At 36.3% G+C, this 26,231-nt stretch carries 23 protein-coding genes and 1 other annotated feature; of the genes, 9 read left to right on the top strand and 14 right to left on the bottom strand.

Annotated elements, in window-relative coordinates:
- Positions 1-319 precede the first annotated feature (319 nt).
- Positions 320-1,822 (top strand): malate:quinone oxidoreductase, encoded by a 1,503-nt coding sequence (locus tag BAQ48_RS15950; RefSeq protein ID WP_000069150.1) that lies wholly within the window; start codon positions 320-322, stop codon positions 1,820-1,822.
- Between the two features lie 44 nt (positions 1,823-1,866).
- Here BAQ48_RS15950 and lsrB read toward each other — a convergent pair whose 3' ends face one another.
- From lsrB to BAQ48_RS15930, 4 genes are read right to left on the bottom strand one after another with little or no spacing between them, the layout of a single operon-like run.
- Positions 1,867-2,910: an autoinducer 2 ABC transporter substrate-binding protein LsrB gene (lsrB, locus tag BAQ48_RS15945; RefSeq protein ID WP_071711840.1), complete on the bottom strand. Its 1,044-nt coding sequence runs from the start codon at positions 2,908-2,910 to the stop codon at positions 1,867-1,869.
- A complete protein-coding gene (locus BAQ48_RS15940; protein ID WP_071711839.1) occupies positions 2,907-3,896 on the bottom strand; it encodes an ABC transporter permease in 990 nt (329 codons plus the stop codon). The genes lsrB and BAQ48_RS15940 overlap by 4 nt, the downstream gene beginning before the upstream one ends.
- A complete protein-coding gene (locus tag BAQ48_RS15935; protein WP_071711838.1) occupies positions 3,893-4,846 on the bottom strand; it encodes an ABC transporter permease subunit in 954 nt (317 codons plus the stop codon). The genes BAQ48_RS15940 and BAQ48_RS15935 overlap by 4 nt, the downstream gene beginning before the upstream one ends.
- A complete protein-coding gene (locus BAQ48_RS15930) occupies positions 4,843-6,324 on the bottom strand; it encodes a sugar ABC transporter ATP-binding protein (protein WP_071711837.1) in 1,482 nt (493 codons plus the stop codon). The genes BAQ48_RS15935 and BAQ48_RS15930 overlap by 4 nt, the downstream gene beginning before the upstream one ends.
- 179 nt (positions 6,325-6,503) lie before the next feature.
- Between BAQ48_RS15930 and BAQ48_RS15925 the strand changes: the two genes are divergently transcribed.
- Genes BAQ48_RS15925 through lsrF form a run of 4 tightly spaced genes read left to right on the top strand, consistent with a single transcriptional unit; the run spans position 6,504 to position 10,193 of the window.
- Positions 6,504-7,454: a sugar-binding transcriptional regulator gene (locus BAQ48_RS15925; protein ID WP_116758526.1), complete on the top strand. Its 951-nt coding sequence runs from the start codon at positions 6,504-6,506 to the stop codon at positions 7,452-7,454.
- Complete coding sequence (lsrK, locus tag BAQ48_RS15920) at positions 7,454-9,016, top strand: autoinducer-2 kinase (RefSeq protein WP_071711835.1); 1,563 nt, start codon at positions 7,454-7,456, stop codon at positions 9,014-9,016. The genes BAQ48_RS15925 and lsrK overlap by 1 nt, the downstream gene beginning before the upstream one ends.
- Positions 9,017-9,041: 25 nt before the next feature.
- Positions 9,042-9,404 (top strand): cupin domain-containing protein, encoded by a 363-nt coding sequence (locus BAQ48_RS15915; protein WP_071711834.1) that lies wholly within the window; start codon positions 9,042-9,044, stop codon positions 9,402-9,404.
- 6 nt (positions 9,405-9,410) lie between these two features.
- Positions 9,411-10,193: a 3-hydroxy-5-phosphonooxypentane-2,4-dione thiolase gene (gene lsrF / locus BAQ48_RS15910; protein WP_071711833.1), complete on the top strand. Its 783-nt coding sequence runs from the start codon at positions 9,411-9,413 to the stop codon at positions 10,191-10,193.
- Between the two features lie 160 nt (positions 10,194-10,353).
- Here the strand turns inward: lsrF and BAQ48_RS15905 are convergent, their stop codons facing one another.
- The 6 genes from BAQ48_RS15905 to BAQ48_RS15880 all read right to left on the bottom strand — a co-directional run bounded on the left by BAQ48_RS15905 (position 10,354) and on the right by BAQ48_RS15880 (position 15,629).
- Positions 10,354-11,136, bottom strand: coding sequence for a class I SAM-dependent methyltransferase (locus BAQ48_RS15905; RefSeq protein ID WP_071711832.1), 783 nt, complete (start codon positions 11,134-11,136; stop codon positions 10,354-10,356).
- 336 nt (positions 11,137-11,472) lie between these two features.
- The gene (locus tag BAQ48_RS15900; RefSeq protein WP_071711831.1) at positions 11,473-11,892 is read right to left on the bottom strand and encodes a VOC family protein; all 420 of its coding nucleotides are present in this window, start codon (positions 11,890-11,892) and stop codon (positions 11,473-11,475) included.
- 234 nt (positions 11,893-12,126) lie between these two features.
- Positions 12,127-12,831: a nucleotidyltransferase family protein gene (locus BAQ48_RS15895; protein ID WP_071711830.1), complete on the bottom strand. Its 705-nt coding sequence runs from the start codon at positions 12,829-12,831 to the stop codon at positions 12,127-12,129.
- A gap of 58 nt (positions 12,832-12,889) precedes the next feature.
- Positions 12,890-13,216, bottom strand: a complete 327-nt coding sequence (gene hmoA / locus BAQ48_RS15890; RefSeq protein WP_071711829.1) for a heme-degrading monooxygenase HmoA — start codon at positions 13,214-13,216, stop codon at positions 12,890-12,892.
- Between the two features lie 97 nt (positions 13,217-13,313).
- Entirely contained in the window at positions 13,314-14,528 is a 1,215-nt protein-coding gene (locus tag BAQ48_RS15885) for an MFS transporter (protein WP_071711828.1), read from the bottom strand.
- Between the two features lie 57 nt (positions 14,529-14,585).
- Positions 14,586-15,629 carry an ArsR/SmtB family transcription factor gene (locus tag BAQ48_RS15880; RefSeq protein ID WP_071711827.1) on the bottom strand — a complete coding sequence of 348 codons (1,044 nt, stop codon included), beginning with the start codon at positions 15,627-15,629 and terminating at the stop codon, positions 14,586-14,588.
- Positions 15,630-15,928: 299 nt separating this feature from the next.
- Between BAQ48_RS15880 and BAQ48_RS15875 the strand changes: the two genes are divergently transcribed.
- Both BAQ48_RS15875 and BAQ48_RS15870 read left to right on the top strand, forming a co-directional pair.
- Entirely contained in the window at positions 15,929-16,420 is a 492-nt protein-coding gene (locus tag BAQ48_RS15875; RefSeq protein ID WP_071711826.1) for a DinB family protein, read from the top strand.
- A 216-nt stretch (positions 16,421-16,636) separates the two neighbouring features.
- On the top strand, positions 16,637-17,830 hold the full coding sequence (locus BAQ48_RS15870; RefSeq protein WP_071711825.1) for a nucleoside transporter C-terminal domain-containing protein: 1,194 nt from the start codon (positions 16,637-16,639) through the stop codon (positions 17,828-17,830).
- 49 nt (positions 17,831-17,879) lie between these two features.
- On the opposite strand, the gene BAQ48_RS15865 is transcribed toward BAQ48_RS15870, so the two are convergent.
- Entirely contained in the window at positions 17,880-19,127 is a 1,248-nt protein-coding gene (locus tag BAQ48_RS15865; protein ID WP_001006644.1) for a glutamate-5-semialdehyde dehydrogenase, read from the bottom strand.
- Positions 19,128-19,167: 40 nt separating this feature from the next.
- On the bottom strand, positions 19,168-20,271 hold the full coding sequence (proB, locus tag BAQ48_RS15860; RefSeq protein ID WP_071711861.1) for a glutamate 5-kinase: 1,104 nt from the start codon (positions 20,269-20,271) through the stop codon (positions 19,168-19,170).
- Between the two features lie 145 nt (positions 20,272-20,416).
- Positions 20,417-20,627, bottom strand: a binding site (T-box leader).
- Between the two features lie 337 nt (positions 20,628-20,964).
- Between proB and proC the strand changes: the two genes are divergently transcribed.
- Entirely contained in the window at positions 20,965-21,783 is an 819-nt protein-coding gene (gene proC, locus BAQ48_RS15855; protein WP_071711824.1) for a pyrroline-5-carboxylate reductase, read from the top strand.
- Between the two features lie 273 nt (positions 21,784-22,056).
- On the opposite strand, the gene BAQ48_RS15850 is transcribed toward proC, so the two are convergent.
- Both BAQ48_RS15850 and BAQ48_RS15845 read right to left on the bottom strand, forming a co-directional pair.
- Positions 22,057-23,721, bottom strand: coding sequence for a M20/M25/M40 family metallo-hydrolase (locus tag BAQ48_RS15850; RefSeq protein ID WP_116758525.1), 1,665 nt, complete (start codon positions 23,719-23,721; stop codon positions 22,057-22,059).
- A gap of 51 nt (positions 23,722-23,772) precedes the next feature.
- A complete protein-coding gene (locus BAQ48_RS15845) occupies positions 23,773-24,522 on the bottom strand; it encodes an IclR family transcriptional regulator (RefSeq protein WP_071711822.1) in 750 nt (249 codons plus the stop codon).
- Between the two features lie 267 nt (positions 24,523-24,789).
- Here BAQ48_RS15845 and BAQ48_RS15835 point away from each other — a divergent pair, with 267 nt between their 5' ends.
- The gene (locus BAQ48_RS15835) at positions 24,790-26,214 is read left to right on the top strand and encodes an amino acid permease (protein ID WP_071711820.1); all 1,425 of its coding nucleotides are present in this window, start codon (positions 24,790-24,792) and stop codon (positions 26,212-26,214) included.
- Positions 26,215-26,231: the final 17 nt, after the last annotated feature.

Raw genomic sequence — 26,231 nt, 5'->3', positions numbered from 1 at the left:
AAAGGGACCCTTCCAAACCACTTAGGGGGATGTAAGCTTTTTCGAGATAATTTCAAACCGTAATTTTTATCTATTCATTAACTGAAAAGTGCTTGTTAAATAAGAATTTTAGCAAATATAACGTTAAATAGTTTAAAATTATCAGATAACACTAGATATTTTAGTCTATTAATTATTATAATAGAGTATGAGATGGTTATATAATTGAGACAAAAAAGGTATACACCTAGGTGGGGCCTAGGCGGTGTTTTCAATTTTACGGCTTAGATATAGTAAACACCTACTCTTTTTTGCCAATATAGGGGATGGAGAGATTATCATGAGCAACATGCAGCAAAAAACAGACGTTATCTTAATCGGTGCAGGAATTATGAGTGCAACGTTAGGCTCATTGCTGAAAGAATTAGCACCAGAATGGGAAATTAAAGTTTTTGAAAAACTCGCAAGTGCCGGGGAAGAAAGCTCTAATGAATGGAATAATGCAGGTACGGGGCATTCTGCGCTATGCGAGCTTAACTATACTTCCGAAAAATCTGACGGATCTATAGATATTAGTAAGGCTGTAAAAGTGAATGAGCAGTTCCAGCTTTCAAGACAATTTTGGGCATATCTTGTAAAACGAAATTTAATTCGTAATCCACAAGATTTTATTATGCCACTACCCCATATGAGTTTAGTACAAGGGGAAAAAAATGTAGAGTTTCTAAAAAACCGTTTTGAAGCGCTTTCAAAAAATCCGTTATTCCAAGGAATGGAATATTCTGATGCTCCTGAAACATTACAAAAATGGCTTCCACTCATTATGGATGGCCGTGCATCTAATGAAGCGATGGCTGCAACAAAAATTGATTCTGGAACAGATGTTAACTTCGGTGCGTTAACGCGCATGTTGTTTGATTACTTAAAAACTAAAAATGTCGAGCTAAACTACAAACATAGTGTTGAAAATATTAAACGCACAAAGAACGGTTTGTGGGATGTAAAAGTACATGATATGAACAGTGGAAAAATCGAGCATCATACTGCAAAATTCGTCTTTATTGGAGGCGGTGGTGGTAGTCTACCTCTACTACAAAAGACGGGTATTCCCGAATCAAAACATATCGGTGGATTCCCAGTAAGTGGACTATTTATGGTATGTAAAAATCAAAAGGTTGTTGAGCAACATCATGCAAAAGTATACGGTAAAGCTAAAGTTGGCGCTCCGCCAATGTCTGTTCCTCATCTGGATACGAGATATATAGACAATAAAAAAGCTTTACTGTTTGGACCGTTTGCAGGGTTCTCACCTAAATTCTTAAAAACTGGTTCAAACCTTGATTTAATCGGATCTGTAAAACCAAATAACGTCTTAACGATGTTAGCAGCTGGTGTAAAAGAAATGGGACTAACAAAATACTTAATCCAGCAAGTTATGCTGTCACATGAAAAACGTATGGAAGAATTACGTGAATTCATTCCGAATGCGAAAAGTGAAGATTGGGATATTGTAGTTGCTGGCCAACGTGTGCAAGTAATTAAAGATACTGATGCTGGTGGTAAAGGAACGCTTCAATTCGGTACAGAAGTTGTCAGTGCTGCTGACGGCTCCATTGCTGCGTTACTTGGCGCTTCTCCAGGTGCATCTACTGCCGTTCACGTCATGCTTGAAGTATTAGAAAAATGTTTCCCAGGCCGTATGCTCGAATGGGAGTCAAAAATAAAAGAGATGATCCCTTCTTATGGCATTTCACTCACTGAAAATCCGAAGCTATTCCAAGATTTACATGCTTCCACAGGACGTACACTTGGATTAAACGAAAAAGAAACGGTTCATAATTAATAAAGAAATAAAAACGTCCGATATATTCGGACGTTTTTTCGTTACTAGAAATTATACTTATCAATATTATCTTTCGTAAATACAACTCGTTCTGGCAATACGATAATTCCGTTTCCTTCTGCCTCGTAATCATATCCTTGAATTGAATTAGGCTCTACTTTCACTTTTCCGATACCTTTTACTTCGAAGCTATCCCCTACTTTTAACTTCTTCCCTTTTACAACAATTTCATTTGCAACATACGTTGCGAGAGCGCCTTGTTGTTTTACATCCCATAAACCAAATTGCTGTACTGTCCCTCGTTTTACGTAATCACGCATGACGTTTGGTGTAGAGAATCCAGTTACGGCAACTTTTTTATCCATTTTTAAGTTTTCAGCTGCTTGCGCCATTGCTGGAAGTGCTGTTGCATCTGGACAAATGACTGCGTTAATATCAGGATACGTTTTTAGTATGTTCTCCCCTACTGATAATGATTTTTGCGCATTATTTTCACCATACTGCGTCGTTACAATTTCCCAGTTCGGATATTTCTTTTTAATAATTTCTTTTGCTTTCGTTACCCATTGATTTTGATCTGTTACTGTTGGACTAGAATAAAAGAATGCTACTTTTCCTTTATCTCCAATTTGCTTTGAAGTCATCTCAATTAATAAGTTTGCAAGTTGATCTGGGGTGCCCTGACTTATATAAAATGAACGATCTTTCGGATTCACATCAGAATCCCACGTTAACACCGTCATCCCTTTTTTCTTTGCACGTTGCAGTGATTGCGATAGTCCATCCACTGACGTAGATGAAACCATAATCGCATCATAGTTTTGATTAATAAAATTATTTATATATTTTACTTGCCCTGAAACACTTGCTTCAGACGGTCCATCATACTTCACTTGTACGCCTAATTTATCCCCCATCTCTTTTGCTCCTTCACCGCCCGATGTGAAGAAACCAACTCCTGTTAATTTCGGGATAAATGCAAATTTTACATCATCAGCTTTTTTCTTATCTGCCGTTTGACTAGAGCAAGCAATTAATCCGATTAAACAAATACATACAATCAATACAATCCCCAGTTTTCTCTTCATGACATTTCCCCCTTATGCAAATTCCTTCTTTTCCCCATTGTGAATAGATGTAATTTGAAATGTCTCATAATAACTGAAAGAATAAGGATAATACCAATTACTACATTTGATTGTTCATTTGTTAAACCTGTCATTTGTAGACCATACTGCATAATTCCAATGAAAATACTAGCAAGTACAGTACCAAAAATGCTACCTTTTCCACCTGTAATTAGTGTTCCGCCTAATACGACTGCTGTAATGATTGGTAAAATCGTTTCACTTCCAATATCAGCACGGGCGGAACCGAAATATGCAGTTAAGAAAGTTCCCCCTAATCCACCTCCTAACCCAGAAAGTATGTAAGCAATGATAACTACTTTTTTCGTTTTGATCCCAGTGTATTTCGCTGCATTTTCATTCGCCCCTGTTAGTTTAACGTGGCGCCCATATATCGTTCTGTGAAACAGTGTAGTACATATCAATGTTAATACGATAAGTAACCATAATAAGTTAGGTATTCCTATATAATTTCCATTTGCCAGTTGTACAAAAATATCAGGTAAACCACTAATTCCTTCGTATCCAGAAGCACCCGCTCCTCCTGAAATTACGAGTGCAATCCCTCCGTATAAAAACATCGTTCCGAGTGTAACGACGAGTGGTTCTACATCTGTCATTTTTATAATGAGTCCGTTTAAAGCGCCTGCGATGCAACTAATTATTAGGGCAATTATGACAGCAAACAAAATAGGTGTTCCGTTCATCCAAAGTACACCAATCAAGATCGAAGTGAGTCCCATTATTGAGCCGACCGATACATCAATTCCTCCTGTTACAATAACGAAAGTCATTGGTATCGCCGCGATTGCGATAAATAGAAAATCATTCGTACTAAAAAGGAGATTACTAACGTTTAAGAAATCACTATTTAGAAAACTAAAGAGAATGAATTCTATAAGAAGCAATACGATTAGAACACCTTCCCATCTGTAAAAATACTTCATAGATTCATCCTCCTTTCTGATTTCCACTTTTTCATAACACTATCCAATATGATGATAAGTAATAATAGAAAACCTGAAATAGCATTATTCCAAAATGCCGGTATCTTTAAAAAGACGAGTGAACTGCTTATTGTTTCTAAAAATAACGCTCCTAATGCGGCTCCAAGTATAGATCCTGTTCCTCCTTTTAAATGAATTCCTCCTAGTACAGCAGCAGCGATTACTTGTAATTCTAATCCTGTACCTGTTTGATTTGGAACGAACCCGATATTCATAACAAATATGCAACCAGCAATCCCCGCACTTATACCTGATATAATAAACGCATTTATCTTCACTTTATCTATAGGTATCCCAATGAGTCTCGCACCGTCTTCATTATCACCAACTGCGTAGAAGTATCTTCCGTACGGCACTTTCATTAAAAAGAAATACAGTAGTAATAAAATAATAAGAACACTCCATACGGTGATTGGCAAACCAAGTATAACGAGTGATGACAGCTGCTTAAAATCATTTGGAATATCTTCAATCCACTTTCCTCCTGTAAAAATTAACATCGTACCTCTAATGACCCCTAGCATACCTAACGTCATAATAATGGCCGGTACCCGAAACTTTGCAACGCCAATCCCGTTTATGAAACCGATAATAGAGCCTAGTAAAATAGCGGCAAGTATAGACAAAAATGCACTATATTCATTCGTTAACATCATTCCGCAAACCGCCGCACTTATTCCCATAATCGAGCCAACTGATACGTCTATATTTTTCGTAAATAAGACGAAAGATTGGCCAATTGCTAAAACGACTAAAATAACACTTGATTTCATTACTAAAGATAATGAGTTAAACTGAACAAAACTAGGATTTATCATTCCAACTACAGCTATATAAATTAGTAATAACAGTATGATAGATGTTTCGTGCATTTTAAATAAACGTTTCATTCTGTTACACCTCCGTATGCAAGGCGTGTAACCTCATCCACACTTATTTCTTCTTTCTCCAAATGTGAAACAAATTGTCCATTTCGCATCACATATACACGGTTTGCTAATTGAACAATTTCCTCTACATCCGAAGAGATTAATACTATGGCGAGTCCTTCACTCTTCATTTCTTCTATCGTCTCATACACTTCAAGCCTTGCTTTCGCATCAATTCCGCGTGTTGGTTCATCTAGAATAATGATTTTCGGATTACATGCGAGATATTTCGCAAGCACGACTTTTTGCTGATTACCTCCGGATAAAGATGCAAGTTCTTCATTCGTATTCGGTACAACAATTCGGAACTGCTCTATAAACGATTTTACTAAAGCGCTTTCTTTTTCTCGATTAATAAAAAAGCGATTATTTTGCTGTAAACATGCTGCTGTCATATTTTCTTTCACAGATGCGATTGAAAAAATCCCATTTCTCGCCCGATCCTCTGGAACGTAAACTAGTCCTTCACTTAGCCTTTTATGTAAAGAACATGTATCAATTGATTTTCCTTCTAATAAAATTGAACCTGATTGTATAGCTTTTAATCCAAATATCACTTCTGCCAATTCTGTTCTACCTGATCCAACAATGCCAGCAATACCTACAATTTCTCCAGCATGTACAGTTAGTGATATATTTTCGAACGCGTGACCATTCACATTAATCACTTCTAATATTTTTTTCGTCCTTTCTGTCTCGTGAACTACTTCTTTTTTCTCTTTCTGCTTATACCCTTTTGGTAATAGTCCCTCCATCAATATGTCATATGTATAATCACATACATCCCCTTGGTTTGTAATCATTCCATCACGTAATATCGCTACTTTATTTGCAATTTCAAAGATTTCTGGAAAGCGATGCGTAATGTATATCATTCCAATTCCTTTTTCTTGTAAACTTTTCAGCAACACAAAAAGACTCTTCATTTCGTGAGTTGTTAATGTCGATGTTGGCTCATCTAAAATAAGAATCTCGGCTTCTCTTATTAATCCTCTAACGATTTCTACTAATTGTTGCTGTGCAATGGATAGCGATCCTCCTAGCTCCTTCAGGTCAATATCCCAACCTAAACTGTCAAGTAATTGCTGAACTTTTACCTTTAGTTTCTTTCTATTCTCCTTTAGACCGATACATATATTTTCTTCAATGGTCATATGCGAAAAAATGAGAGGTTCTTGTGGTATTAAGTAAATCCCTTTACTATGTGCTTCTTTTGGATTTGTAAACTGTTGTCTCATACCTTTTACATACATTTCTCCACTATCATACGAATATAACCCCGTTAATATTTTCATTAATGTTGATTTTCCAGCACCATTACCTCCAACTAAAGCGTATATATCACCACGCTCTACTTGTAAGTTCACTTCTTTAAGTACAAGCTGATTTGAAAACGCCTTACTCATTTTTTTCACTTGTAATAAGGGCACGTTCTCCACATGATGTCACCTGCCTTTATCCAGGACATTTTTTGAGAAAATGATTATTTGTTCTACTTGTTTTGTAGCATTGTATATTCCTTTTTTCATATCTAGAACACTTTTTTCACCATACTATTAATCGTTTCAACTGGAATAAACAAAATATACGGCACATATGTTTAAGCAGTGGTCAATTGTTGAAAGGGATGAAGAGTATGACACAGCTGAACTTTGAAGAAAATTTATTAACAAAAGTAGCTTGGTACTATTATAAAGATCAATTAACACAACAAGAGATCGCTTCACTCCTTCATATTTCAAGAAATAAAGTCGTTCGCTTATTAGATAAAGCACGCAGTGAAGGAATCGTGACATTTCACATAAAAGGAACTGGTTTACACTGTTTAAGCATTGAACGTGACCTAATGAAAAAATTTCATTTAAAAGATGCTTTCATTATTCCTACTCCAATAGACGATTATGCCGCTTCTCTCGGAAAAGCTGCTGCACAATATTTAGAAACTCAGCTGCAGCAAGGCGATTTACTCGGCATTGGCTGGGGAGAAACAATTAGCAAAATGCTAGAAAACATTCACTTTGAAAGTTCTATTAATCTTTCAATCGTAACGCTAACAGGCGGAGTAAACCACTATCTCCCGAGAAAACAAAACTATTTACAATACATGCAAGGAGACCTTCACATTATCCCTACCCCGTTTCTAGCATCTACAACCGAAATGGCACAAAGCATTCTATCAGAACCAAGTGTGAAAGATATGCTGCATGTCGCTTCACTTGCTCAAATGGCAGTTGTCGGTATTGGCGGCTTATCTCAAGATGCCACTATTGTGAAAGAAGAAAAATTAACACTACGTGAAATGACATATATTCGTAGCCAAAACGGCGTTGGCGATATTTTAGGACAGTTTTATAATACGACTGGCAATTTATTAGAGCTTCCGCATCACAATCGCCTAATTGGCACGCCTCTCTCTATTTTGCGCAACATGAATCATGTCGTTGGTGTTGCTGGAGGCATTCAAAAGATAGATGCCATTTATGGGGCTTTAAAAGGAAAGTTTATTCATACATTAATTACTGATGAGGAAACTGCACTCTCTTTATTACTTAAGGACGGTGATTCTTAATGTCTACTTTGTTAGCTTTCGATGCTGGTACAGGAAGCATTCGAGCAGTTCTTTTTGATTTACACGGTAATCAAATTGCAGTAAGTCAAAAAGAATGGATTCACAAATCTGACCCTCGTTACCCAGGATCTATGAACTTTGATGTAATAGAAAATTGGCAGCTTGTACAAGAATGCACAAAAGATGTTCTGAAAAAAAGTAATATATCTCCCTCTTCTATTCAAGCTATTAGCGCTACAAGTATGCGAGAAGGTTTCGTTTTATACGATAAAAACGGGCAAGAAATATGGGCCTGTGCAAATGTTGATGGGCGTGCATCCGCTGAAGTTAGCGAACTAAAAGAAGTCCGCTCACATCTTGAGGAAGATTTATATACAAAATCTGGGCAAACCTTTTCATTAGGTGCTTTACCACGCCTACTTTGGATTAAAAAACATGAGCCAAACGTCTATAGCAATATTCATTCTTTTACGATGTTAAACGACTGGATTTTGTATAAATTAAGCGGCGTACTACAAATCGATTCTTCCAACGGATGTACGTCCGGTATTTTTGACTTACAAAATAGAGTGTGGGATAACAATGTCGCTAAAGAATGCGGTCTCACTTTACCTTTTTCACCAAAAGTAAATGAAGCTGGCACTGTGATTGGTACTGTTACAAAAGGGTGTTCCGTATTAACTGGTTTACGGGAAGGAATTCCTGTTGTCGCTGGCGGCGGTGACGCGCAAATGGCATCACTCGGAACTGGAGTTGTTAAGCCAAATCAAACATTCATATGCGGGGGGAGTTTTTGGCAACAAGAAGTGAACATTACAGAGCCAATAACAGATCCACATGCAGCAATTCGTGTAAATTGTCACGTCATTCCGGACTTATGGCAATATGAAACGATTGCCTTTTTCCCTGGTCTTGTTATGCGCTGGTTTCGAGATGCTTTTTGTCAAGAAGAAAAGAAACTCGCTGAAAAACTCGGTGTAGATGCATATGAATTATTAGAAGAACAAGCGAAAGACGTCCCGGCTGGGTCACATGGCATTATCCCTACTTTTTCAAACGTTATGAACTACATTTCTTGGCGTCATGCCGCACCTTCTTTTTTAAATTTAAGTTTAGACGCAGAAAAATGCGGTAAGAAAGAAATGTTCCGCGCTATTGAAGAAAATGCTGCTTTCGTTACACTCGGAAACTTAAAATTAATAGAAAACCTCACTGGTACATTCCCTTCTGAAGTTGTTTTTGCTGGTGGTGCAGCTAAAGGAAAACTATGGCCACAAATTCTTTCAGACGTACTCGGAATCCCTGTAAAAGTACCAGTTGTGAAAGAAGCAGCTGCGTTAGGAACTGCAATTGCTGCTGGAGTTGGCGCTGGAATATATAAATCTATGGAAGAAACTGCCGGACAGTTTGTACAGTGGGAATATACATTTGAACCAATCACTGAAAATCACGAACTTTATAAGGAGTTCTATGAAACATGGAAAACTGTGTATGACAGTCAGCTCGCTTTAGCCGATAAAGGGCTCACCTCACATATGTGGATTGCACCCGGCGCTCTGTAACACATTACATAAAGGAGTGAAATGTATGTTAAAAGCGAATGAAAATGATTTCTCCTATCGCTTCGGTGATAACGGGCCAAAATATTTAATACAAGGACCGAATATTGATTTAGGCCTTGTTGTCATTCAACCTGGGCAAGAGTTTCAAAACCATTATCATACAACGTGCGAAGAAGTCTTCTATGCATTAGAAGGCGAAATAGATTTCTATGTAAATAACGAAAGAATTCCAATTAAGCAAGGTGATGTCCTGCAAGTTCGTCCTCACGAATCTCACTACCTTATTAACCATTCTGACAAACCTTTTAAAGCTGTTTTTATAAAGTCACCACATTTACCAAATAAAGATACTGTACAAACAGAAAATCCAACATTAACGAAGGAGTGATTCCTAATGACTTGGGGATTTAAAAATCGATTAAATACAATTTTACCTGATGGCAGAGCGGTTATGCTTGCGATAGACCATGGCTATTTCTTAGGACCGATTCATGGACTAGAACAACCACTTGAGACCGTTAAAAACTTACTTCCTTACACAGATTCTCTCTTTTTAACGCGCGGTATACTTAGCTCTTGTATTCCTGAAAACTGCAGCACACCTATGGTTATGCGTGTATCTGGCGGAGCTACTGTCGTTGGGAAAGACTTAGCGAACGAAACAATTGTTACACCTGTAAAAGAAGCAGTGAAACAAAATGCAATTGGCGTCGGTGTTTCTGTTTTCGTCGGATCCGACTATGAAACACAAACGGTTACGAATCTCGCAAACGTGGTTTCAGAAGCTCACGATTTCGGATTACCAGTACTCGGCATTACCGCTGTCGCAAAAGAATTACAAAAACGTGAAGCTCGCTTTCTAGCTCTTGCTTCCCGTGTATGTGTTGAAATGGGTGCTGACATTATTAAAACGTACTACTGCGAAGGATTCGAAAAAATAACGAGCACATGCCCTGCCCCAGTCGTAATCGCCGGTGGACCGAAACTAGATTCAATCGAAGATGCATTAAACATTACGTACAATGCACTGCAAGAAGGGGCAATCGGCGTAGATATGGGCCGTAACATATGGCAATCCGAACATCCAGCTGCAATGATTCAAGCAATACATGGTATTGTGAAAAATAGATTGAATGTGAAAGAGGCGCTCCAGTTATATGAAGATGTAAAAAATTAATGGAAAAAGGCGGACTATGTATTTTGTTCAGTTAAAAGGTGTAAAACTTCATTTAACGCTCAAAATACATTAAGAAAAGGATGGCAAGTGCCATCCTTTTTGACATATATTGAACTTTTACTGTTACTAATGTAATCTCCTATGTAATAACCCAAAATCTTTAATCCATTTTTACTTTTATAGCTTTTGTCGCAATAAAAGTTTTAATATGCTTATCTAATATCCTTGTTCCACCAAAATCATCCTCATAAAAACCTGTTATTACAAAACCAGCTGCAACTTGACCTTGGATTTGATCTTCTAGCGTATGAGCATATTCTATTGTTTGATTTGAATTGATATAATCTTGAACTTCATCCTCTGGCAAATGGTCCAATGTTGATGAAGGGATTGAATGTTTCACATCAAGAATACCTTTTCTCTCTTCGTTATCATCAAAAATCCATAGTAAAGGATTTGTAAACCCAGAAATAAGTATACCTTTATTCTTTAAAACCCTTGAAATCTCATTCCATACAAGATGAACATCTTTTACAAACAAATTAGAAACAGGATTTACGACAATATCAAAATATTCATCTTCAAAATCACTAAGGTCTGACATATCTCCTTGCACTGTTTTTAAAGTTAATCCATCTCGCTCCGCTACTTTTTCATCTTGTTCCAATTGCTTCTTAGATATATCAGTAACTGTTACATCTGCTCCAGCGGCAGCCAAAACAGGCGCTTGTTGCCCTCCACCTGATGCTAAACAAAGTATCTTTACCCCTTCTAATGACGTTGGAAACCATTCTCTAGGAACTGATTTCTCCGTGGTGACTGTAATTTCCCATTCACCTAATTTACTTTTTTCAATAACCTCGCTACTTACAAATTGCGTGTATCTAGAACCTTCTTCAACCTTCTTATCCCATGCATTACTGTTTTGTTGTGTAGTATCCATTATGATTATTCCTCCTAAATATCTTGTTGCATTTAAAGTGTAACAAGTTTAACTAGTTACACTCTTATCCTATTGACCTACCAATAGTTAATAAATGGTAGTCTATTATTATTTTAACGCATAAATATTTTATTTCTCTTACTTTTTCAAATAATTTGTTATTTTTTAAAAACAATGGTCATTTCAGTTATAATTAAATAGGAAAACAAAATAAAGGAGGAATGATCATGAAACGAATGACTTTCGAACGCCCTACCGATTTTTACGATGAACGCTTATTTACTATCGATGAAAAATTTGCGCCCTATTAAAAGAACGAAAAGAACTTTCAAACAATTATGCTTGATGAGCATCATTACGTTTTGAAACTTTCTTACCTTCTTTATAGTCAAGGCAAGACACTTCAATTAACAATCCATTAAACATTGAAAAATAAAACCCATAACTACTACCTCTCATTGCATACGGCTCCTTGTCTATTTCAATGCCCCCAGCTACTAAACGATTATATGCTTGATCAACTTCACTTGAAGTATCCACTAAAAAACCAATATGAAAAGCTTCAGGATACATAACTTCCTTATTCCCCTTAAATGCTTTTGGATCGCTTAGCACAAGTATAAATCCACTCTCATCACTCATCACTACAAGTGCCTTCCCTTTTTGCTCCAAAAATTGAAAATCAAAAAATGTTTCAAAGAAATGTCTCGCTTCCGATAAATCATCAACGCATAGATTTAAATGATTCAACTTCATTCACCCAGCTCCTTTTAACCAAGGGTTATACGATAGTATATCGCCCCATATTAATAGCACCCAAATAGTACAGGGGTTGTATTCAAGTGTTCATTTTGTAATAGTCTAATACCTTTTTTTATCGTCTAGAACATTTTTCAATGAAACATTTAAAATACAGTGAATGAAATTATGCGAATGTCTTGAAATGGAGTATGTATTTACCGATTAAAATTGGCAATCATGTTCGTTTTATTATTTACTCTCCAAACCCATTAACACCCACTCCATCAAGAAAATTGCTGAAGAGATACGCTCTCGTGTATCCGCTAAAAACACTTTATTTATCAACTCGTCAAAATGATTCGGTCTATTCGATAACGTTTGTATATACTTCAAAACAGATCCAGCTGGAGGTACTGGCTTATTATTCATAGCCCATATTCCTTCTACCAATGTCCAAGTTGACGTATGAACTATGTATGAAGCCTTTAACTCATCATTTGCTTTCAAAGCAGATTGAATTTTAATTAACGAACTATGCAACCAATGAGAAATACCTTTCACTTTGTCGCTAGAAACACGATAGTTTTCAAATTCATATGTAGCTATTTCCTTTAACTTTTTTAACTCACCACTTTTATCAAACAAAATTCCCCCTTCTAAAAATGAGTATAGTTCCATCGGATTGTTTTTAAAATTTAATTGAATTTGATTAAAATCTGCACTCTTATATTCAACTAAAATATCTTCTCTCATTTCAGAATGAAATTTCTTCTTATGCCCGTCTTCTAAAAGTATATAGAAGTCTAAATCAGATTCAGGATATGCATCGCCTCTTGCGACAGATCCAATTAGCATGAATCCATTTACCTTATCTTTAGATACGATTTCAGCTACTATTGTTTGCACTAATTTTTTATGTTTTTCATTTGTAATAAATAAAAGACTTTCTATCATTCCCATCCCCCAACACTAAAAAAGAGGATACATGTTTGCTGTATCCTCTACTTATATTTTACGACTGCTGATAAGCCGCCTTCGATGATTTCACATAATAAACCCCATGCTCAACATTAATGATGTGATCTGGTTTCGGTTTACCACGGCTTGCTCTATGTCCAGCTAAATGTTCTTCACTTGTTTCCCAGTTTTTCCACGCTTCTTCAGATTCCCAGCGAATCATAACGACTACTTCTTCGTCTCCGCGTCTTACTTTTTTCACGAGAACACTTAAATCGATGAAGCCTTCGAATTTTTCAATAATACCTTCTCCAGTGAAATGTTCTACAACTATATTTGATGTACCTTCTTTGACTGTAAATGTTTTCGTTTCAATAAACATATATTCCACTCCTTCTTCGTTATACGAATACTAGTATTCTTCTATTATAGTTGATTATGATAATTATTTTCAATTATAAAGTTTCAAATTTTTAGAATTATGCAGATTTCTCTTCGATCGGCTCATCTAAAAATTTAAAATACGGAAGTAATATCCCGATTAAAGAAGTGACACATATAATCGATCCTATAAGAAAGTATAGTGCTCTCACTCCCCACATTTCACTCAGTATGCCCCCTAATAACACACCTAACGGCATAGCGGATCGTATGAAAAATAATCGCACTGAAAATACTTTTCCTATCATATTGTTTGGGACTGATTGTTGACATATCGTCGTGTTATGAATATTGAAAAATGCAATGCAAATACCCGCTATTACTTCGATTAATATCGCAATGATAATGCTTTGATTAAGCCCTAGTGAAATGTATGTGAGCCCTCCTACAAACAATCCTCCAAGCATAAGTATGCGCCGACTTTTATATGTTACTTTTCCGACTAGTATGGATCCAACTACATAGCCAAGTGGGAAACCAGCCATAAAATACCCAAACTCCGCATATCCCGCTGACAGCTCATCTTTTATATAAGGAAGGTTTGTGACCATTGTTACTCCTACTCCAAATTGAACGAAAGTAAGAAAGACACCGAGCCAAACGATAATTGGTTTTGTGAAAAAATATGTAAAACCGTGAAGAAACTGTTCAAGCCACGTTTTTCTTAGTTCTTGTTTTACTCTTGTTTCTTTTATAAAAAATAACAAACCTCCACTTATAAATAAACAAGTGCAAACAAAAAATATCGTTAATTTGAGCCCAATAAATTTAATAACGATTCCACCTAATACAGGCCCAAGAAACATCATAAGACGAGTCATTCCATCAATATACCCATTTGCTTCTTGGAGGTGCTCTTTACTTACAATGCTTGGTGTGATTGCTTGACTAGCAGGTGTATAAAGCGGCGTAATGAGCCCAATTACGATTTGAACGACATACACGTGCCAAACTTCTATACTGCTACTAATTAGCATGATGAAAGGTAGTAAGAAAACCGTTGCCCGCGCCCATTGAGAGAAAATCATAATCCACTTCCGGCTCCATTTATCAATAAATGGTCCGCATATTAGCTGCAGTATGAGAGACGGAATAAAATATAATAGCCACATACTGCTTAATGCTGTTTTCGACCCTGTTAACTCATATACTAAAATTGAATTACATAACGTCCCAAAAGCCCCTCCTAATTCTGAAATTGCACTACCAATCCACATATAAAAGAAGGAGCGGTTTTTCAATACACTCTTCACTATAGCTCGCCAACTTTCCTCTTAAATTCCTCCCTTTATGTACATTCTCGTTGTATATTATCTATCTAGAAACGCCTCTAATTCTTTCGCTAACGACTGAACTGCTTTCTTCCTTAATACATACTTTCCGTCATGTATATCAACTAACTTCGCTGCACGTAACAGTTTCAAATGATGATGTACTGTCGATTTACCTAGTTGCAATCTTTCTGTCATTTCCTGCAATGTACGTTCTTTTTCAAACAACATTTTTACAATGCGTAATCTTGCTTCATCCCCAAGTGCTTTATGCTTTTGAACTAAAAAATAATTCGGTTCATATGGATCTTCAGGATGAATGCTTTCACTCGCAACTGGATAATGAAACACCTTCGTATCTTCAATATCGGCTTCAATATTCCACGGTCTATACGTCATTTGCGGAATAAGAAGTACGTGATGAACACTTGGCTCTGGCATATAGTTCACACCGCCAGTGGCCCACTCGACAAACTCTTCTGGTTTCATTTTTTTATTCATTTCATTCTTTGCTTCATAGTCTCGCTTTAATATAGAAAGTAGTTCTTCTTCCTCTTTCTTAATAACGCTCTCATACCAACCTGTCATAACAGCGATTAAATGAGATTTCAGCACTTGTACATCAACATCACATATAAAACGAATATAAGTAGAGAAAAACTGATGGTCTTGTGTCAGTTCCATTAGCTCATGTATTGAAGTTACGTTTCCACTTGCCGCTAAACGTCTTTTCTCTTCATACTTCTCCCCTAAAAACGGTAAACATATAAACTTCAAATCTTCTTCTGAGAGCGAATCGACCTTTACTTTAAACTGCAATAAATCCTGAAAATCCCCTTCATACAACAACTGAAGCAACGCTTTCCACGTATTATGTTCTTCTACAAACTGTAATTGCTCTCTCATCTCTTTTGTTAATGATTGTCTAATCTCTTCCCAATCACTTTGAGACTTTTCAAGTGTATCAATTAACCTTTTATGAGTAATCGCTGCAATGCCAAGTGCACATTCGAAAAGTATCGAATATCTCATTTGAACGTTGTATGTCTCCCTCTTTCTGCTCGTTACGTGAAAGACTTCCATTTTATCTCCTCCTTGTTTGTTACGTATTAAATTCTATTTTTATCGAATTATACCTTCTACATTTTTAGAATTTTATTACAAATCAAAAACTTTTATCGAAGAACAAATAGAAAAAGGTTTATAATCGTTTTCATTCTGACTCAATGCAAACATCGATTGTTAAATGTCGTATTAATAATGAAGATTCTTTTGTAAAAAATCTATTATACGTTGTTCCTTCTCTTGTTCAGCTATAGAGAAGGTTTATTGATGAGAAAAAAGAAAGTATTTCTTAAGAAAATGAGCAGGAGGTTATACGAATGAGTAAAAAAGAGATGTTGCAAAATGGTGTCAAACAAGTTTTTTACGAAGAAGAGTGGTATCCACCGATATCGGAAACGTTAAAGAATCTTACCGCTGAACAAGCGTGTTGGAAACCAGAAGGCTTTGCCAGTAATACAATTTGGGAAAATGTAAACCATTTATTAATTTTTAAAGAGCGCTTACTTTCCCGCTTACATGAAGATGATACATTTGTTGCTCCACAAAATAATGATGAAACCTTTATCCAAGGTGGACCTAATGACGATGACGCTTGGCAACAAACCGTCAAGCTAACGCTTCGAGTACATGATGCCTTACAATCTTCATTAACATTCCTTCAAGAAGCGGAACTAGATCAACTAAGTCCTTCTTTACCAGTTTGGCAACAATATATGAATATCCTTTTACACGACGCTTATCATACCGGACAAATTATACAACTTCGGAAACTCCAAGGTTCATGGCCAACTCATCGTTCTTATTTATAAACGATGACTAAAATTTCTTAATTTTAACACGTAACAAAACAAGCTAACTGTTACACCAATCCCCCGGTAATTACTGCTATTACTCAAAATAAGGAAAATTGAAATAGATTGACCCCTAACATAATTTACATTCTTCATAACTTCTGATTATAATCCAAATTTGGAAGAATAGAGGCTTTTTTATATACAAATAATAAGCCTCAAGGAGTTGTTGACATGCATTTCATATTAAATATGTTAGGGATTTTCATTGTTATACTATTCGTTTTCCTATGTTCGCCTAATAAAAAACAAATACAATGGAGACCAATCATTATTCTCATCATATTGGAGCTCTTTATTACATGGTTTATGTTAGGGACGAAGCTCGGCAGTATTATCATTAATAAAATTGCGTCATTTTTCAGTTGGCTACTAGCATGTGCGAATGAAGGTATTCGATTTGCATTTCCTTCAGCTATGGACAGTCCACACATTGATTTCTTCTTTAGCGCATTACTTCCTATCATTTTCGTTATTACTTTTTTCGATATTCTTTCTTATTTCGGAATCTTAACTTGGATTATTGATAAAGTAGGTGCAGTTATTTCAAAGATTTCTCGTTTACCAAAGTTAGAAAGCTTCTTTTCCATTCAAATGATGTTTTTAGGAAATACGGAAGCACTTGCAGTTGTTCGTGATCAATTATCTGTGTTAAAAGAAAATCGTTTGCTGACTTTTGGAATTATGAGTATGAGTAGCGTTAGCGGATCCATTCTTGGTGCTTATTTATCAATGGTCCCAGCAACATATATTTTCAGTGCTATTCCTTTAAACTGTATTAACGCATTAATTTTAGCCAATGTTTTAAACCCTGTAGAAGTCCCGAAAGAAGAAGATGTTGTTTATTCACCTTCCAAACATGAAAAAAAGGATTTCTTTTCTACTATTTCAAACAGTATGTTAGTCGGGATGAATATGGTTATCGTTATTTTAGCTATGGTAATTGGATATGTAGCTTTAACAGCATGTTTAAATGGGATTTTAGGATTTTTTGTAACGGGTTTAACAATTCAAAAAATCTTCTCCATTATCTTTAGTCCTTTTGCCTTTTTACTTGGTTTATCAGGAAAAGAAGCTATGTATGTAGCTGAATTAATGGGGATCAAAATAACAACGAATGAATTTGTGGCAATGATGGATTTAAAATCAAACTTAAAGTCTTTACAACCGCATACGGTTGCGGTTGCAACAACATTTCTAGCTTCCTTTGCTAACTTTAGTACAGTAGGTATGATTTATGGAACTTACAATTCATTATTTGGCGGCGAAAAATCATCAGTCATCGGGAAAAATGTTTGGAAGCTTCTTGTGAGCGGAATGGCAGTTTCCCTATTAAGCGCTATGCTCGTTGGACTATTTGTATGGTAAATAATTTTTAAAATAAAAGACACCCAAGCCAATTGAGTGTCTTTTATTATTATTTTCGAATTTGTCCATTTCCACGAATCACATATTTTGTAGAAGTTAATGCAGGAAGCCCCATTGGTCCCCTTACGTGTAACTTTTGTGTACTGATGCCAATTTCTGCTCCAAATCCAAATTCAGATCCATCAGTAAAACGAGTTGATGCATTATGATACAGTGCAGCCGCATCAACAGAAGTGAAAAATTTGCTGACATTTTCCTCGTCCTCTGTAATAATCGCTTCAGAATGCATAGATCCATACGTATTTATGTGATGAATCGCTTCTTCTATAGAAGAAACTACTTTAACTGCCAATGTGAGAGATAAAAATTCTGTCCCCCAGTCTTCCTCTGAAGCAAGTACAATTGATGAATCAATTGTACTTGCTTTTTGATCACCACGTAGCTCCACGCCTCTTTCCTTCAAAGTAGAAAACAACTCGCTACCATATTGCTGCGCCCACTTCTCATGAAGTACAATCGTTTCAATTGCATTACACACAGATGGACGCTGCGTTTTTGCATTTATAATAATATCAATTGCCATTTGCGTATTCGCTGTTTCATCAATGAAAATATGACAATTTCCCGCACCTGTTTCAAGTACTGGAACAGACGCTTCTCTCACAACAGTATCGATTAATTGTTTGCCACCTCTTGGAATGAGAACGTCTAGGTAATCATTCATTGTAAACAACTGCTTTGCGCTATCTCGCGTTGTATCTTCTATAAGCTGTACGCTTTCTTGAGGTAAGCTTGTTTGTTTGAGCGCCCTGTGAATAACGGCAACGATTGCTTTATTAGAATGAATAGCAGAAGAACTACCGCGTAATATTACTGCGTTTCCTGTTTTCAAACAAATTGTAGCAGCATCCACCGTCACATTCGGTCTTGCCTCGTAAATCATCCCGACAACACCAAGTGGTACGCGCATCTCCTGAATAGATAGTCCATTTGGTCGTTCCCATGCACTTACACATTCTCCAATTGGATCACGTAAATCAATCAACTGCTTAATTCCCTCTGTCATATCAACAATACGCTGTTCATTCAGCATAAGGCGATCAAGAAGCGCATCAGTAAATCCTTTCGCCTTCCCTTCTTCAATATCACGTTTGTTTTCCTCTAAAATATAAGCTGTTTCTGCTATTAACTGATCAGCAACCATAGCAAGTGCTTCATTTTTTTGATCTGTAGATTTAAGCACAAGTTCTCTAGCAACCTCTTTCGCTTTTTTCCCTTTTGCCAACACTTCATTCATTTTTGTTTCCTCCTTTTTAAGTTCAAATTAATCTCTAATCTTAAAATGAAACCCAATGGTCCCTATGGATGACTTCATAATTATTTCTGTCGCCTCTTGCTTGAATATCTTGGCTTTGCATACCTTTTACTTCCCTTAGTTCCTCTGCACTATATGTGCATTGTCCTTTTCCTATTACACGCCCTTGTTGCGTTACAACCTCTACAACTTCACCCACTTGGAAAAATCCTGACACATTCGTAACACCAGCAGGAAGAAGACTTTTTCCTTGCTGAATGATAGCAGTAGCAGCTCCGGCGTCTACTTCTATTTGTCCGCTAACAAGTGAATGTAAAGCAATCCATTGCTTGTTCATCTTCATTTCTTTTTGAGGAGCATTTCCGACATACGTTCCATCACCTTTGCCCTTCAAAACATCTACAAACTTCTCTTGTCCACGTCCTGTTCCGATAAATACACTTACACCAAGAGAGAGTGCTGTCTTTGCCGCATCAATTTTTGATTTCATACCGCCAGTCCCAAGTTTTGATCCGGCATCTCCTGCAAGAGAAGCGATTTCTTCCGTAACTTCTGGAAGGAAATAATATTTCTTCGCATCTGCATGCTTCTGAGGATTTTTATCATATAAACCGTTCACATCCGTAAAAATCATAAGCATATCCGCCGACACAAGTCCGCTTACTAAAGCTGACAGCATATCATTATCACCGAACGTCAGCTCCTCTAAAGAAATGGAATCATTTTCATTGATGATAGGAAGCGCAGAACGGCTTAGTAGCTCTCCTAAAGTAGCGTAAGCGTTACTATATTGTTCTTTTCTAGAAAAATCACTTCTCGTCAGCAATAGTTGCGCAGTAACGATACCATATTTACGGAATTCCTCCGTGTACGCCTGCATTAATAAACTTTGTCCGACAGCTGCTGCAGCCTGTTTTCCTTTAATTGTTACAGGTCTACTAGGATAGCCTAGGGCAGAAAAACCTGCGGCGACGGCCCCAGATGTAATTAACAAAACTTCATGCCCTTCTTCTTTCAATCGAGCCAGTGCGGCGACGTGATCTGAAATCTGTTTTTTAGAAATTCCTCCATGACTATCTGCCAAGGAACTACTCCCAATCTTTACAACAATTCGTTGTTTTTTCATTTTTGTACCCCCAAAGTCTAAAATCAAAGTTTTTAATAAATTACACTTTTCTTCATACAGCTTGCAGCTATGTCTACCTTCTTCAATACCGCATCTCTCGTATGAAAGGGCAAAATAAAAATGACCGCTTCGCCCTTCATAAAATAAAAAGGACGAAACGGTCATTGTTCCGCGGTACCACCTTAATTGATATACATAGATATCCACTTGGTGCCTATAACGCAGGCGAACGCCTAAACTTTCATTTAAGACTCAGGGATAGGTTCGATATATTCTATACGAGGAATCTTTCAGCCGGTGAATTCCACTCTCTTTCGCAAGAAGACATATGTACTATTTCCCTTCAACGATTTTCGGTTTAATTTTTTATATTATGCGATATAGTTTGATTCGGTGTCAAGAGGTATTTTAAAAATAAATAGAGCAGCAAGTTACTTGTATGAAATTATTGCCCTACTGAATGAAAATACAATTGGATATAAGTTTAACTTAGATTCATAAATATAAAAACTGAAATTACAGTGTATATATTTGCATAATGTCGAATACAATATTTTTTATTTTTTGGTGTTGCAAAAAGGAATATATTCTCTTAGAATGTTTCTTTATATTGCATGGAGATGTTATTGTTATTCTAAGATAATAATTTCAAAATGATATAATTTATTATAAAAGGAGCAAAATTGAATTATTATGGATAAACAAATTGGATTCATCGGATGCGGAAATATGGGGATGGCTATCATCGGCGGGATGCTAAACAAAAATATAGTGTCTTCAAGTAACATCATTTGTTCAGATTTAAACACTACGAATTTAAAGACTTCTAGTGAACAATATGGAATAACTACCACTACTGACAACAATGAAGTAGCTAAAAATGCTGATATTTTGATTTTATCCATCAAACCTGACCTGTATTCATCAGTAATTAACGAAGTGAAAGAGCAAATAAAAGACGATGCTATAGTCGTAACGATTGCTGCCGGAAAAAGCATAAAAAGTACTGAGGATGCCTTTGGTAAAAAGGTAAAGGTTATACGAGTCATGCCTAATACACCTGCTCTTGTTGGTGAAGGAATGTCTGCGTTATGTCCTAATGAAATGGTGACAGAAAAAGATTTAGAGGATGTACTTAACATATTCAATAGCTTTGGTCAAACAGAGATCGTAAGCGAAAAATTAATGGATGTTGTAACATCTGTAAGTGGCTCTTCACCAGCTTACGTATATATGATTATAGAAGCGATGGCAGATGCTGCTGTACTAGATGGTATGCCAAGAAATCAAGCCTATAAATTCGCAGCTCAAGCTGTATTAGGCTCTGCAAAAATGGTGCTTGAAACTGGAATACATCCAGGTGCATTGAAAGATATGGTTTGTTCTCCTGGCGGAACGACTATAGAAGCTGTAGCAGTATTAGAGGAAAAAGGTTTACGAACAGCCATCATTTCAGCTATGCAACGTTGTACACAAAAGTCTGTTGAACTATCTAATCCAACTAAAAAATAAAAACTAACCTTACATCTTTTTGACTCTATACACATTTGGTTTACATACTCCGCCGTTGTTATTAAAAGTAAAACGGACAAACTCATAAGTAACTACGTTTGTCCGTTTTACTTTTTATTATATTAAAATAATTTTGTTCATTTCTACTTACATCTTCTTTTTACCTACTAGTTTTATATCTTACCCATTACTAGCAGAACACCCTATATTGGCTTAAGAAATTACACAACAGAATCTTTCAGTTGCAATCCTTCCCCTCTTATAGAGGCCTTACTATGATTGTTTAATTTTATTAGGAACAAGTAATTTTTCAATACATATCGGTAACATATCTAATAGCGTTTCAAATGCGTAATTTACGTCCAAACGCTCTGTCCATTGGTGTGCATCTTTTCCTACTGGTCCCATATTTAATACTGGAACGTCAAACTCTTCTAGTTCCTTTAGTGGAATCGAATAGCCTTTATCCCATAATGGCATATTGTCTACAAGAGAACTCATTGAATCTAGTGGATACTGCAGACCGACATAGCTCAAATCTGAAATTCCGCCGAAATAATTTTGATTTTCAAATGTAATGCTATGATTATAATGGGCATACTTTTCCATTTCTTCAACTACTTCTTTAATTAAAGGATTGTTGCGCGAGCTTACAGCTGGGTAGTACGGCGGTGCAAAGAATTGCACGATCATCGGTGCTTTTTCTTTACATAATATAGCTAATTTATCTACTAAATCAATCGTTACCGCACGATCATCTTTATCTTCTCTATTTTTTATAATAGTAGATTGAATTTCATCTATTTTCTCTTTCCCATGTTGTTCAATTGCATACGCGATAAGCTCTTCATACGTTAATACATTTACTTTGAGATTAGGTGGTATGAACGGATTATATTTAGAAAAGCGATATGCATGTTTTTCATACGACTCTTCGATTTTCTCTGCTACTTTCGTTACTTTTTGACGTAATAACGAAACTACATCCGTCATTGATTGTTCTAGTAAAAACAAGTTAAATAATGTGACCGCACGATGCGGAATTTGTACAGAATAATCCTCCTTTAAATCCCTTTGAAGCAAGTTAGTTGGCGGTGGACTCGCTTCTCCTTCTACAATATCACAAAGGTCTGTGTTCAATTCTAATTCTGCGGTTAATAATGCAGCCATGTAACTCCCATTTAAGCCTGCAAAAGGTTCGCCTACATGTGTCTCTTTTCCATAGCATAGGAAACCAGGTAACACTTTCCCAATAGAACCAGTATAAATATACTTATTTTGGTCACCAGGATGCCTTGAAAACATAGGCTCTGAATTAAGGACTGTTTTATAATCTAAGTCATGTTCTTTTGCTAAATCTAATAATCTCGGAACAGCAGCTCTCATCCCTACCGAATTCACTTCTTCATCTGGAACAGCTAATAAAAGAACATTCCCATCAAATCTTCCTTCACAAGCTTGCTCAACCATTGCCATTTGTAATGCGAGGCCGCACTTCATGTCCATTGTTCCTCTGCCAAATAGCCAATCTCCTTGTTCTATATCTTCACGTACATGATCTGGTAGCTCATCTTTATGAGCATAGAACATAGACGTTAACTTTTTAGGATTAAATGCATCTTCTTTCCACACTCCGTAATCTTGTACATCTACAACATCAAAATGACTAACAAGAATTACGGTATTTTTCGTACTATCACTTTTCTTTACTAACGCTGTAACAAAATACCGTCCATCCCCCGTCGGATTTTTTTGTAAATGATGCGGATTTTCTTTGAAGTATTGTAAATCAGATAATTGTTCTACAACAAAGTCTGGCAATATTACTTCAGCTTCTGAACCTGTAATACTAGGAATTTCAACAAGATTACTTAATAATTGCACCAATTGCTCTTTTGATTGCCACTTTGACATATAAATCCCCCTATTTTTCCGCATTATGAAAATCAATTCCAATATATGAATAAAAAATGACGACAGCTATCAAAATTATAGTTTTGATGTACTGCCGATTTTTATTGAAATCTCATGAGCTGCTTGTTTTACATTACGAATAAGAAAAGATAATCGATCATCATTGATGCGATGACTAATTAATCCAATACTTAATGCTCCTACTACTTTATGATTAAAACCTATAATAGGTGCAGCTACTGAAGCTGTCCCTTCTGTTTTTTCACCATAACTCACCGCATATCCTTCATTTCTTATTTGCTCTATTTGATCTAAAAGAATTTGCTGTTGTTCTGGTAAAGAAGAAAGTAGCTGTTCTACAATGTACTCCATTTCATTCTGTTTCATATTGGCAAGCATTGTTTTGTTTGCAGCGCCAATAGAGAGAGGAATTTGTTCCCCTAAGTTATCGATAACTCGAATTTTTAAAGGACTATCAATTCTTTCAATGATAATAGAATGTGTTCCGTTTGGAATGTTCAAATAAACACTTTCTTCCACTTCAAAGGCCAAACGCTTCATCACTTCTCTTGCAACAGATCTGTAATCTACCTTCTCCAATTGACGTAATCCTATTTCCATCCACATTGGCCCGATTTTGTACTGTTTTGTTTCTGAAATTTGCGCAACTAACCCATGCTCGATTAGAGAGTTAAGTAACCTATGTACTGTACTAACCGGGAGATGTGTTCTATCCGCTATATCAGAAATAGCCCAATATTCTTTTTCATTCGTAGAATTTAACAACTTTATAATACTTATCGCTCGATCAATGGACTGTACCATAACTCACCTCAACTTGACTTGTAATATGTTAGTACGCTCAATTCATTATCAATTTAACAAAAATTCAAAGTGAAATCAATCTATTTATTCAATTTTCTAAAAATAAAAATATACCGCCGATAATATTTTGAAAGCGGAAACAAAAAAATATTGACATTTCTTTTTAATTATCTGAAAATTATAACAAGATTTCACATCACGGAATACATTCCATAATACGGAAAAGCATCGATTTTCATACTACCAACTACGAAAGTGAGGAAAACAATGACGCAAGTAAACAATACAAACAATGAATTAAAACGTACGATGAAAAGTAGACATTTATTCATGATTGCACTCGGTGGTGTGATTGGAACGGGGTTATTTAATGGATCTGGTTATATTATAAGTCAAGCTGGACCTGGTGGATCCGTACTTGCCTTTATGGCCGGTGGATTATTAATGTATCTCGTTATGCTATGTCTTGGTGAGCTTGCTGTGGCCATGCCTGTTTCAGGTTCTTTCCAGGAATATGCAACCAAATTTATTAACCCTGCAACTGGGTTTACAATCGGATGGTTGTATTGGTTAAGCTGGGCGAACACGACTGGGCTTGAATTTACAACTGCTGGCATTACAATGCAGCGCTGGTTTCCTGATATTCCTGTCTGGGTTTGGTGTTTAATATTTGGTGTTACAATATTCACGATTAACGCATTATCTGCTCGTAGTTATGCAGAAACAGAATTTTGGTTTTCAAGTATAAAAGTATCTGCCATTATCGCTTTTATTATTCTTGGCGGCGCCGCTATGTTCGGTTTTATTGATTTAAAAGGTGACGAACCCGCTCCGCTATTATCAAATTTCGTAAATCATGGTGGTTTATTCCCAAATGGACTTGCCGCTATTCTTTTAACAATGGTTACAGTCAATTATTCCTTCCAAGGTACAGAACTTGTTGGAATCGCAGCAGGTGAAAGTGAAGATCCAGCAAAGACTTTACCTCGTTCTATTAGAAATATTATTTGGCGCACGATGTTTTTCTTCGTCTTAGCAATCTTTGTTCTTGTTGCTTTAATTCCTTGGGAAGAAGCAGGATTAACGAAGAGCCCATTTGTTGCTGTTTTTGATAATATCGGTATTCCGTATGCAGCTGACATTATGAACTTTGTTATTCTTACTGCTGTTCTTTCTGTCGCAAATTCAGGACTGTACGCCGCAACTCGAATGCTTTGGTCGTTATCCCAAAACGAAATGGCTCCAGCCTTTTTAAAGAAATTATCATCACGAGGAATACCTTTAAACGCTTTAATCTTGACGATCGCTATTTCTGGCTTTTCTCTTTTGACAAGTGTTGTAGCTGCTGAAACAGTTTACTTATGGCTTATTTCAATTTCCGGAGTCATTACAATCATTGTTTGGATGTCGATTTGTGTTTCTCAATTCTTTTTCCGGAAACATTATTTAGCTGAGGGCGGAAAATTAGAGGACTTAAAATTCAAGACTCCGCTTTATCCCCTTGTACCAATTCTTGGTTTTGGATTGTACGGCATTATCTTAATAAGTCTTATCTTTATCCCAGATCAAAGACTAGGAATCTATTGCACTGTACCATTTATTATCTTTTGTTACACCTACTATCACTTTAAGGTTAAGAAAAGGATTGCTACTAACGCGAAAACCGAAACTAAAATTAGCAAAACTATGTAATGCAATACCTATACATA

The sequence above is a fragment of the Bacillus luti genome (assembly GCF_001884105.1).
Classification (GTDB): Bacteria; Bacillota; Bacilli; order Bacillales; family Bacillaceae_G; genus Bacillus_A; species Bacillus_A luti.
The sequence above is the reverse complement of the archived record's forward strand: the minus strand, read 5'-3'. Positions and strand labels throughout refer to the sequence as shown.

Coding starts and splice junctions, on each gene's coding strand:
- BAQ48_RS15950 (WP_000069150.1), top strand. CDS start 320: ATGAGCAACATGCAGCAAAAAACAGACGTTATCTTAATCGGTGCAGGA.
- lsrB (WP_071711840.1), bottom strand. CDS start 2,910: ATGAAGAGAAAACTGGGGATTGTATTGATTGTATGTATTTGTTTAATC.
- BAQ48_RS15905 (WP_071711832.1), bottom strand. CDS start 11,136: ATGGATACTACACAACAAAACAGTAATGCATGGGATAAGAAGGTTGAA.
- BAQ48_RS15940 (WP_071711839.1), bottom strand. CDS start 3,896: ATGAAGTATTTTTACAGATGGGAAGGTGTTCTAATCGTATTGCTTCTT.
- BAQ48_RS15900 (WP_071711831.1), bottom strand. CDS start 11,892: ATGAAGTTGAATCATTTAAATCTATGCGTTGATGATTTATCGGAAGCG.
- BAQ48_RS15865 (WP_001006644.1), bottom strand. CDS start 19,127: ATGAATGAAGTGTTGGCAAAAGGGAAAAAAGCGAAAGAGGTTGCTAGA.
- BAQ48_RS15835 (WP_071711820.1), top strand. CDS start 24,790: ATGACGCAAGTAAACAATACAAACAATGAATTAAAACGTACGATGAAA.
- BAQ48_RS15935 (WP_071711838.1), bottom strand. CDS start 4,846: ATGAAACGTTTATTTAAAATGCACGAAACATCTATCATACTGTTATTA.
- hmoA (WP_071711829.1), bottom strand. CDS start 13,216: ATGTTTATTGAAACGAAAACATTTACAGTCAAAGAAGGTACATCAAAT.
- BAQ48_RS15850 (WP_116758525.1), bottom strand. CDS start 23,721: ATGCGGAAAAATAGGGGGATTTATATGTCAAAGTGGCAATCAAAAGAG.
- BAQ48_RS15895 (WP_071711830.1), bottom strand. CDS start 12,831: ATGATAGAAAGTCTTTTATTTATTACAAATGAAAAACATAAAAAATTA.
- BAQ48_RS15870 (WP_071711825.1), top strand. CDS start 16,637: ATGCATTTCATATTAAATATGTTAGGGATTTTCATTGTTATACTATTC.
- BAQ48_RS15880 (WP_071711827.1), bottom strand. CDS start 15,629: ATGGAAGTCTTTCACGTAACGAGCAGAAAGAGGGAGACATACAACGTT.
- BAQ48_RS15915 (WP_071711834.1), top strand. CDS start 9,042: ATGTTAAAAGCGAATGAAAATGATTTCTCCTATCGCTTCGGTGATAAC.
- BAQ48_RS15845 (WP_071711822.1), bottom strand. CDS start 24,522: ATGGTACAGTCCATTGATCGAGCGATAAGTATTATAAAGTTGTTAAAT.
- BAQ48_RS15875 (WP_071711826.1), top strand. CDS start 15,929: ATGAGTAAAAAAGAGATGTTGCAAAATGGTGTCAAACAAGTTTTTTAC.
- proB (WP_071711861.1), bottom strand. CDS start 20,271: ATGAAAAAACAACGAATTGTTGTAAAGATTGGGAGTAGTTCCTTGGCA.
- lsrF (WP_071711833.1), top strand. CDS start 9,411: ATGACTTGGGGATTTAAAAATCGATTAAATACAATTTTACCTGATGGC.
- lsrK (WP_071711835.1), top strand. CDS start 7,454: ATGTCTACTTTGTTAGCTTTCGATGCTGGTACAGGAAGCATTCGAGCA.
- proC (WP_071711824.1), top strand. CDS start 20,965: ATGGATAAACAAATTGGATTCATCGGATGCGGAAATATGGGGATGGCT.